The sequence below is a fragment of the Acinetobacter sp. G11 genome (genome assembly GCF_049808495.1).
Lineage (GTDB): Bacteria > Pseudomonadota > Gammaproteobacteria > Pseudomonadales > Moraxellaceae > Acinetobacter > Acinetobacter kookii.
Window position 1 is genome coordinate 1 of sequence record NZ_JBNCAT010000071.1, and the last position, 1,213, is coordinate 1,213.

At 41.4% G+C, this 1,213-nt stretch carries 1 protein-coding gene; it reads right to left on the reverse strand.

Annotated elements, in window-relative coordinates:
- On the reverse strand, window positions 1-1,115 hold a 1,115-nt coding region (locus tag ACPUEY_RS14010), incomplete at its 3' end, for an IS4 family transposase (RefSeq protein WP_425122458.1).
- Between the last annotated feature and the right edge of the window lie 98 nt (window positions 1,116-1,213).

Below are 1,213 nucleotides of genomic sequence, written 5' to 3' on the forward strand. Positions count from 1 at the left end.
ATGGGGATTTTATCGGGTGAGAATAAAGCTTTTAAAGTTTTTCTTTCAAATAAATTCACTTGAATTATTCTGAGTAAGCGTTGAACTGTCCAACCCGCTTCCCCTAAATGTTGAGCGAAACTCACCAGTAAATAGGCGATCATCGCAATCCAGATTTGCGTCTGAATCGCGTTCCTGCTTCGGCCTAAAAAGGCTTTTAATTTCAGATTCTGTTTAATCGCTTTAAAGAACAATTCTACTTTCCAGCGGTCTTTGTAAATCGCTGCAATGGTAGAGGCGGCCAAATGAAAGTTATTGCTGAGAAAGCTGAAGTGCTTGCCACTTTGACGGTCTCTATATTCAATTCTTCTGAGTACTGGTGCTTTTCTTTTTAGGGCATGTGCGCTATTCAGCTGAATGGTTTCATCTTTTAGAATGCCTTTGGACTCAAGCACGGAATGTTGCTGGATCACCTGATACACAGCCTTGGGTCTAAGACGTGTGACAAATCCAACGTTTTGAGCAGTGAGACTCGCATACCATTGGTAATCGACATAGCCTTTATCAAAGACCACAATGCTGCCAGAAGGAAACTGGAATTTTCGGCCTTGTACCATGTCATTTTCTTTGCCATTTTCAACTGCAACAAATTCAGGAATATGATTGCTGTGATTCAATCCTATGCTGAGTTTCATACTGGCTTTTGAGTCATGAACTTTGGCCCATCCACATAAGGAAAGCGAGAGGTCAATGTGACTGGCATCAAGGGAATATAGAGGATTCTTAAAGCGAAATTTATGAGCGACTTTTGAGCGTTCATAGTATTGAAGCAACTTGTAAAACAGCTGTTCATACAAGGCAGCAGGCTGTTGCTCGTTGATTCGTGCCAGTGTGCTTCGCGGAATAGATTTTGCTCCGAGATAATGAAGCTTCTCCTGTTGGCACTCCAGATTGGATTGAATATCCCGCAGGCTTTGCCGGCAGGAGAGTTGAGACATCAATATGGCAACAAACTGATCCCATCGGGAAGCCGATCTAAATTTCTGTCCAACATGATATTTTTTCACAAGGTGTTCAAAATCCTGTCGTATGACAGGTTTAATCAGCTGATGAAATACGGTATTCTGATGTGACAAAACCTGAGTCCTTGGTCGTTAAAGTGTTTGTTCGCACTTATATTTTAACTATTCGGACTCAGGTTTTTTTATTTAAAGTAAACTATGGGACAGCAGTG